Source organism: Enterococcus gallinarum NBRC 100675 (genome assembly GCF_001544275.1).
GTDB classification, from domain to species: Bacteria; Bacillota; Bacilli; order Lactobacillales; family Enterococcaceae; genus Enterococcus_D; species Enterococcus_D gallinarum.
On record NZ_BCQE01000021.1, the window covers coordinates 59,076 to 68,033 of the forward strand.

Sequence of the window (8,958 nt, forward strand, 5' to 3'; positions counted from 1 at the left end):
AAAATCAGACGGAGGTCCCAACCTCGTGTTCTATCGGATATGTCCATGAAATGAAATGGAGGGAACCTTTTTTGATCGATGTAAATAAATTCGAAAGTATGCAAATCGGTTTGGCTTCTCCTGAAAAAATCAGAAGCTGGTCTTACGGTGAAGTAAAAAAACCTGAAACCATTAACTATCGTACGTTGAAACCTGAACGCGAAGGGTTGTTTGACGAGCGTATTTTCGGCCCAACCAAAGACTGGGAATGTGCCTGCGGAAAATACAAACGAATTCGTTATAAAGGAATCGTTTGTGACCGTTGCGGTGTTGAAGTCACTCGCTCAAAAGTTCGTCGTGAACGGATGGGTCACATTGAATTAGCGGCACCTGTATCACATATTTGGTACTTCAAAGGCATTCCTTCACGGATGGGTCTAGTGTTAGACATGAGCCCACGTGCCTTGGAAGAAATCATTTATTTTGCTTCTTATGTCGTGATCGAGCCAGGAAACACTAGTCTTGAGAAGAAACAATTATTGACTGAACGGGAATACCGTGAAAAACGTGACCAATACGGTCAAGAATTTTCAGCAGCGATGGGTGCTGAAGCCATCAAACAATTGTTGGATGGTGTGGATCTAGACGGCGAAGTGGCTGAACTAAAAGAAGAATTGAAAAACGCGACCGGACAAAAACGGACACGTGCGATCCGTCGTTTAGATATCTTAGAAGCTTTCCGTGCTTCAGGAAACAAACCAAGCTGGATGGTCATGGATGTTATTCCAGTTATCCCGCCTGATTTGCGCCCAATGGTCCAATTAGAAGGTGGCCGTTTCGCAACAAGTGACTTGAACGATCTTTATCGCCGTGTAATCAACCGGAACAACCGCTTGAAACGTCTATTAGACTTAAATGCACCGAATATTATTGTTCAAAATGAAAAACGGATGCTCCAAGAAGCAGTGGATGCCTTGATCGATAATGGTCGTCGCGGTCGTCCAGTTGCTGGACCAGGTAACCGTCCATTGAAATCTCTTTCTCATATGTTGAAAGGGAAACAAGGTCGTTTCCGTCAAAACTTGCTAGGTAAACGTGTTGACTATTCTGGTCGTTCCGTTATCGTCGTTGGTCCATTCCTAAAAATGTATCAATGTGGATTGCCAAAAGAAATGGCGATCGAATTGTTCAAACCATTTGTGATGCGTGAATTGGTTTCTCGTGAAATCGCGTCAAATATCAAAAATGCGAAACGTAAAATCGAGCGCCAAGAAGATGAAGTTTGGGATGTCCTAGAAGACGTCATCAAAGAACACCCTGTTCTTTTGAACCGGGCACCTACGTTGCACAGACTTGGAATTCAAGCATTTGAACCTGTATTGGTTGAAGGCCGTGCGATTCGTTTGCACCCACTAGTCTGTGAAGCCTACAATGCCGATTTCGATGGAGACCAAATGGCTGTCCACGTGCCATTGAATGAAGAAGCGCAAGCCGAAGCACGGATGTTGATGTTAGCAGCACAAAACATCTTGAATCCGAAAGACGGTAAGCCAGTTGTAACGCCATCTCAAGATATGGTCCTAGGGAACTACTACTTGACGATGGAAGAAGAAGGCCGCGAAGGGGAAGGCATGATCTTCCGCGACATGGACGAAGCAGTAACTGCTTGGCGCAATGGTTACGTGCATTTACACACCCGTATTGCGATCAATCCAAACACATTAGGAGACAAACCATTTACTGCAGAACAAAAAGAACGCTTGATGGTAACGACTGTTGGGAAAGTGATCTTCAACTCGATCATGCCAACAGAATTCCCTTACTTGAATGAACCAACAGATTTCAACTTGACAGTCCAAACACCAGATAAGTACTTTGTCGAAGCTGGAACAGATATTCCTGCTTTCATCAAAGAACAAGAACTAGTCGGACCATTCAAGAAGAAAAACTTAGGAAATATTATTTCTGAAGTCTTCAAACGTTTCCGCATCACTGAAACATCACGGATGCTTGACCGCATGAAAGACTTAGGGTATAGCCATTCTACAATGGCCGGTATCACTGTAGGTATTGCAGATATCATGAACTTGCATGAAAAACATGACATCATCGAAAATGCCCACAAACAAGTTGAAACGATCACGAAACAATTCCGTCGTGGTTTGATCACTGATGATGAACGTTATGAACGCGTAATCGGTGTCTGGAATGCCGCGAAAGATGAGATCCAATTGAAACTGATGGAATCATTGGAAGCGAAAAACCCAATCTTCATGATGTCTGATTCTGGAGCCCGTGGTAACATCTCCAACTTTACTCAGCTTGCTGGGATGCGTGGATTGATGGCTGCGCCGAATGGACAAATCATGGAATTGCCGATCATCTCAAACTTCCGTGAAGGACTTTCTGTCTTAGAAATGTTTATCTCTACTCACGGGGCTCGTAAAGGAATGACCGATACCGCCTTGAAGACAGCCGATTCTGGTTACTTGACTCGTCGTTTGGTTGACGTGGCGCAAGATGTCATCATTCGTGAAGAAGATTGCGGAACCGACCGTGGCTTAGATATTCAAGCCATTCGTGAAGGTAACGAAATCATTGAATCATTGGAAGAACGCTTGATTGGACGTTACACACGTAAATCAGCGATCCATCCAGAGACTGGTGCAGTCATTGTCGGACCAGATCAATTGATCACTGAAGACCTTGCCAAAGAGATCGTTGACGCAGGAATCGAAACTGTTTCGATCCGTTCCGTCTTTACATGTAATACAAAACATGGTGTATGTAAACATTGTTATGGCCGTAACTTAGCAACTGGTTCAGAAGTTGAAGTTGGTGAAGCAGTTGGTACGATCGCTGCCCAATCAATCGGTGAACCAGGTACTCAGTTGACCATGCGTACATTCCATACCGGTGGGGTAGCCGGTGATGATATCACTCAAGGTCTGCCTCGTGTCCAAGAAATCTTTGAAGCCCGTAATCCGAAAGGTCAAGCGGTCATCACTGAAGTTACCGGTGAAGTAATCGATATCTCTGAAGATGCGTCTACTCGTACGAAAGAAGTGACGATCAAAGGGGAAACTGATACTCGGACCTATACTGTACCATTTACCGCACGTATGAAAGTGGTTGAAGGAGACTTTATCCATCGTGGTGCACCATTGACAGAAGGATCAATCGATCCAAAACAATTGCTGCAAGTACGTGATGTCTTGTCTGTTGAAAACTATCTATTGCGTGAAGTACAACGCGTTTACCGTATGCAAGGGGTAGAAATCGGCGACAAACATATCGAAGTAATGGTTCGTCAAATGTTGCGTAAAGTTCGTGTCATGGATCCAGGTGATTCAGACATCTTGCCAGGAACATTGATGGATATTGCTGACTTTAAAGACCGCAACTACAACACATTAGTTGCCGGCGGGGTTCCTGCTACCAGCCGCCCAGTCTTACTCGGTATCACAAAAGCATCCTTGGAAACAAACAGCTTCTTATCTGCTGCATCCTTCCAAGAAACAACACGTGTGTTGACAGATGCTGCGATCCGCGGGAAGAAAGATCCATTACTAGGATTGAAGGAAAATGTTATCATTGGTAAGATTATTCCTGCAGGTACTGGTATGGCTCGCTACCGTGAAATGGAACCAAAAGAAGTCACTGTTGCGAGTGAAAATGTCTATAGTATTTCCGACATTGAAGCGCAAATGGCTGCAGAAGATGCATTGAACAACCAAAACTAAACAAAAGCCCGCTGTTTCGCTAATGAAACAGCGGGCTTTTTTGTTAAAGGAAACGCACGATGACTAATGCTAAACTCAAACAAGGAACAAAGGGTAGCATCCGTAATTGATTTCTGACAAACAGCTTATGCAATGAAAAAAACAAGAGCCCACAACAGCTAGCGACGATCAACAGCCAAAGGAGTTGGTAAGTAGACAGCCAAGGTGCCCAACCACAAATCAAGAATAAGTCGCCATCTCCCAGCTGTTCTTGCCAAACGAAAAAGAATAATGGCAGAAGCAGGAGAAAGTTCTGCCAATGAAAAGGCTGTGCATTCATGAGATTGGTAAAAGCCAATAAAAACAAAGAAGGATAGAGAATCTCTCCCTTGATACTATAATCGTAGAGATCTGTCAAAGTGAGGAGGTAAGCACTGTTCAACCAGACCAACGCCAGCCAACACTCCCCTACGGATGGTTGTAGGAAAGCAAGCCAGATCAGCCAAGCATAAACGCTTTTTGCCAATAAACTAGCAGCAGTGCAATCCAATAAAACTTGAGCATGCTTGATAAAAGGAAAAAATGGCTGTTGGGCCACGGAATAGAAAATAGGAGGTTTTCTATGAAAATCATCAAAATATTTGCTTGGATCATCCTGCCAGTAAATGGTTTGAATAAACGCATATACCGCTGCACCTAAAATATATCCCCACATCAGATACACTGTCTCCTCCTCCTTTGCCTCATAAAGAAATACGTGAAAAGCTGAGAAATTTTCTCAAGTAGTAGGTTTTGGTGTACTTTTTTTTAGATTCATACTATGCTTGAAATAGAGAATTTAAAGGAGGAATCGTAATGAAATTTGAACAAACAAAAGAAGTGTTGAATCAACTCGTTGCTGACTTAAGTCAAATGGCAATGGTCGTTCACCAAACACACTGGTACATGCGAGGACCTGGCTTTTTAACTTTACATCCAATGATGGATGATTTTATGGATGATTTGAACGACCAATTAGATGTGATCTCTGAACGCTTGATCACATTAGATGGCTCACCCTACTCAACATTACGGGAAATGGCAGACAATACACAAATCCCTGATGAAATCGGCAACTGGGACCGTACGATCCCAGAACGTTTAGCTACACTTGTTGAAGGTTATCGTTATCTAGCTGACTTATACCAAAAAGGGATTGAAGTCAGTGGTGAAGAAGGCGATGATCCAACGCAAGATATCTTTATCGGTTTCAAAACGGATACCGAAAAACGTATCTGGATGATCCAAGCGCACCTAGGTGAAGCGCCTCAAATCGATCCAGCAAAATCACGTGTGCGTCATTGATTCAGTGAGCATAAAAAAGCGAAGACCTAAATCTTCGCTTTTTTTTATGCCAGTGCCAGGGATTGTTTGGCGGCTTCGATCTGTTGTTTGACTTGGTCAAATCCGGTACCGCCGTAAGAATGCCGGTTCTTGACCGCCGTATAGGAGTCTAGTTTATCGTAAATGTCAGCTTCGATTACGGGCTGGACTGCTTGATACTCTTCTAGTGGGATATCCTGCAAATAAATGCCTTTACTGAGGCACTCACTCACCAATTTACCAACGATTTCATGGGCTTGTCGGAAAGGAATTCCTTTACCTGCTAAATAATCCGCCAGTTCAGTGGCATTGGAAAAGTCTTTTTCTGTCGAACGTTTCATTCGCTCATGGTTGACTTGCATCGTTTGGATCATTCCTGTCATGATCTGCAAGCTTTTCACAATGGTTTCGGTGGTATCGAACATGCCTTCTTTGTCTTCTTGGAAATCTTTGTTATAAGCCAAAGGCAGACCTTTCATGACCGTCAATAAACTAAAAAGATTGCCATAGACACGTCCTGTTTTGCCGCGGATCAATTCCGCCATGTCAGGATTCTTTTTTTGCGGCATGATTGAACTACCTGTAGAGAAAGTATCCGTCAATTCCACGAATTGAAACTCATGACTGCACCAAAGAATCAACTCTTCACAAAAACGAGAAAGATGCATCATCAAAATCGCGGCATTACTCAAAAATTCCAGAATAAAATCACGGTCACTAACGGCATCTAGACTATTGCTGTAAATCGAGCCAAAACCTAATTCTTCCGCACTATAGGCACGGTCGATAGGGAATGTGGTGCCAGCCAATGCAGCACTGCCTAAAGGCATGATATCGATCCGAGTGAGACTTTCTGTAAACCGTTCTTGATCGCGGGTCAACATGCTGTAATAGGCTAACAAGTGATGGGCAAATGAAATCGGTTGTGCATGTTGCAGGTGAGTATAGCCAGGCATGATCGTGTAGATATTGCTTTCAGCTTGCTCCACTAGTACGTGACGGAACGCCGCAATCAAGTCGATGACTTCCTTTACCACATCCTTCAAGTACAAGTGCATATCCGTCGCAACTTGATCATTCCGACTCCGGGCCGTATGCAATTTGCCAGCGACGGGTCCAATTTCTTCATGTAAAAAGGTCTCAATATTCAAATGAATATCTTCGTTCTCAATCGAAAAGGTCAGTTCTCCAGCTGCTAATTTCTCTTGGATCGCTAACAAGCCTTGAATGATTTTGTTGCCATCTGCTTCATCAATGATCCCCGTGTGGATCAGCATTTTGACGTGAGCCAAACTGCCTTGGATGTCCTGTTTTGCCAATAATTGATCGAAAGGAATCGACGCTCCAAAGGCATCGATCCATGCTTCATTTTTGCCGTCGAAACGACCGCCCCATAATTTTGCCATTTTGCTCACCTCGAAAGAAACTTGACTTCACCCTCAAAAGGAAAAAGTCACCTTATTGACTAAATCAGTGTTTCTGTTAATTGCTGTTGTGCCTGAATCTCTGCGTGGACCTTGCTAGGCAGTCCCCATAATTTGATGAATCCGATCGCCGCGTGTTGATCGAAGGTATCGGCAGACGTATAAGTCGCCAAGTTTTCATCGTAAAGACTGTTCTCCGACTTACGTCCTTCACAGATGACATTGCCTTTGAACAATTTCAAACGTACGATCCCATTGACATAGGCTTGTGTGCTTTTTAGAAAAGCGATCAAGGCATCGGTTAAGGGATTGAACCAGAGGCCATCATAAATTACTTGGGCCAGTTGCTGCTCGATGATTGGTTTGAAATGGGCCAACTCGCGAACAAAAACCAAATCCTCTAATTCTTTATGAGCTGTCATTAGAGCCATCGCTCCCGGACATTCGTAGACTTCACGAGATTTGATCCCCACTAAACGGTTTTCGATGTGGTCGATCCGGCCAATACCATGTTCGCCGGCTAGACGATTCATTTTCATAATCAATTCGGCCAGATTCAGTGTTTCGCCATCCAATGCGGTAGGAATCCCTTGATCAAAAGTAATCTCAACGATCGTCGGTACATCAGGAGTATCTTCCAATTCTTGCGTAATGGCATAAGCGCCTCTAGGGGGAGTCGCCCATGGATCTTCTAAGACCCCGCATTCGCAAGCCCGGCCCCAAAGATTTTGATCGATCGAATAAGGGTTATCCAAATCGGCAGGGATCGGCACCCCTTTTTCAGCGGCATAGGCAATCTCTTCTTCCCGGGACCATTTCCATTCCCGAACCGGAGCAATGACTTTCAAGTGAGGGGCTAATGCGGCAATCGCGACCTCGAACCGGACTTGGTCATTTCCTTTACCAGTACAGCCATGAGCAACGGTAGTCGCCCCTGTAGCGATGGCTAATTCTACTAGTTTCTTGGCAATCAGCGGACGAGAAAGGGCAGAGACCAGCGGATAGGAGTTCTCATAGAAGGTATTCCCTTGTAAGGCAATCAATGCAAAGTCCTGAGCAAACTCTTCTCGGGCATCAATCGCATAGGATTCGATGGCACCCACAGCGAGTGCTTTGTCTTTGATCGATTGTGTATCACGGCCTTCGCCAATATCCAAACAGCACGCTACCACATCATATCCTTGATCTGTCAGCCATTTAATCGAAACAGAAGTATCAAGTCCACCAGAATACGCTAAAATTACTTTTTCTTTCATAATGATTAACTCCCATCCTTAAATTCAAGTAAGATGAAGCTATCGTAACAGAATAAAAATAAGAAATCAAGAGAAAAAGTAAATATTTATACAATGTATTCCTCTTTCGCTTAGTAAAATCATCGGTACCTATTGATATAATAATAAAAACCAGAGATGCTTATGGTAAGGATTATACAAATTATGCAAAAAATGTGTATAAAAGTGCAGGGTGAGTGGTAGGGATAACAACTGAAAGTTTTCGGAAAAGAATTGAAGGGAAATTTCAAAAAAACAGCGAAACACGTTGACATGTGGCGCTTAAGACGGTATTATGTTATATGGTATTGTTTGCCCCACGAGAGCCCCGGAAACTCAAGTGTATGTCAAACATTCGTGAAATTGAATTGGAGGAAAAAAATCGTGCGTACAACATATATGGCCAAACCAGGCGAAGTAGAACGTAAATGGTACGTAGTAGATGCAACGGATGTTCCTATGGGACGTCTTTCAGCAGTTGTGGCATCTATCTTACGTGGTAAAAATAAACCAACATTCACACCTCATGTGGATACAGGTGATTTCGTAATCGTCATTAATGCAGAAAAAATCAAATTAACAGGTAACAAAGCAAGCGATAAAATTTATTACCGTCACTCAAACTTCCCAGGCGGATTGAAATCAGTCTCTGCGGGAGAACTACGTGCTAAAAATTCTCGTCGTTTGATCGAAACTTCTGTTAAAGGCATGCTTCCTAAAAACACTTTAGGACGTAAACAAGGAATGAAACTTCATGTTTATGCTGGCGCTGAACACCCACATGCTGCACAACAACCAGAAGTATTGGACATCACAAACTTAATCTAATAGGAGGGAATTTCATTGGCACAAGCTCAATATATCGGCACAGGCCGTCGTAAAAATGCAGTAGCCCGCGTACGTTTAGTACCAGGTACTGGTAAAATTACTGTTAACAAAAAAGATGTTGAAGAATACATCCCACACGCTGACTTGCGTGAAGTAATCAACCAACCATTCGGCGTTACAGAAACTAAAGGATCATATGATGTTTTTGTAAACGTAAATGGTGGTGGATATGCTGGACAATCAGGTGCAATCCGTCACGGTATCGCACGTGCATTGCTACAAGTAGATCCTGATTTCCGTCTAGCTCTTAAACGTGCTGGCTTACTTACTCGTGACGCACGTATGGTTGAACGTAAGAAACCAGGTCTT

7 protein-coding genes are annotated in these 8,958 nt (G+C 43.4%); 4 read left to right on the forward strand and 3 right to left on the reverse strand.

What is annotated here, in order from left to right:
- Positions 1–71: 71 nt before the first annotated feature.
- Positions 72–3,722 carry a DNA-directed RNA polymerase subunit beta' gene (rpoC, locus tag EG2_RS12680; protein ID WP_003128876.1) on the forward strand — a complete coding sequence of 1,217 codons (3,651 nt, stop codon included), beginning with the start codon at positions 72–74 and terminating at the stop codon, positions 3,720–3,722.
- A 43-nt stretch (positions 3,723–3,765) separates the two neighbouring features.
- Here rpoC and EG2_RS12685 read toward each other — a convergent pair whose 3' ends face one another.
- A complete protein-coding gene (locus EG2_RS12685) occupies positions 3,766–4,416 on the reverse strand; it encodes a hypothetical protein (RefSeq protein WP_060815036.1) in 651 nt (216 codons plus the stop codon).
- A 140-nt stretch (positions 4,417–4,556) separates the two neighbouring features.
- On the opposite strand from EG2_RS12685, the gene EG2_RS12690 reads away from it, so the two are divergent.
- Positions 4,557–5,045: a Dps family protein gene (locus EG2_RS12690; protein ID WP_003128880.1), complete on the forward strand. Its 489-nt coding sequence runs from the start codon at positions 4,557–4,559 to the stop codon at positions 5,043–5,045.
- Positions 5,046–5,089: 44 nt separating this feature from the next.
- Here the strand turns inward: EG2_RS12690 and argH are convergent, their stop codons facing one another.
- Together argH and EG2_RS12700 are read right to left on the reverse strand one after the other, a co-directional pair.
- Positions 5,090–6,469 (reverse strand): argininosuccinate lyase, encoded by a 1,380-nt coding sequence (gene argH, locus EG2_RS12695; RefSeq protein ID WP_060815031.1) that lies wholly within the window; start codon positions 6,467–6,469, stop codon positions 5,090–5,092.
- Between the two features lie 59 nt (positions 6,470–6,528).
- Positions 6,529–7,743 carry an argininosuccinate synthase gene (locus EG2_RS12700; RefSeq protein WP_060815032.1) on the reverse strand — a complete coding sequence of 405 codons (1,215 nt, stop codon included), beginning with the start codon at positions 7,741–7,743 and terminating at the stop codon, positions 6,529–6,531.
- Positions 7,744–8,142: 399 nt separating this feature from the next.
- Between EG2_RS12700 and rplM the strand changes: the two genes are divergently transcribed.
- Together rplM and rpsI are read left to right on the forward strand one after the other, a co-directional pair.
- Positions 8,143–8,589, forward strand: coding sequence for a 50S ribosomal protein L13 (gene rplM / locus EG2_RS12705; protein ID WP_301337271.1), 447 nt, complete (start codon positions 8,143–8,145; stop codon positions 8,587–8,589).
- Between the two features lie 15 nt (positions 8,590–8,604).
- Positions 8,605–8,958: 30S ribosomal protein S9 (rpsI, locus tag EG2_RS12710; protein ID WP_060815033.1), on the forward strand; the 354-nt coding region annotated here is incomplete at its 3' end.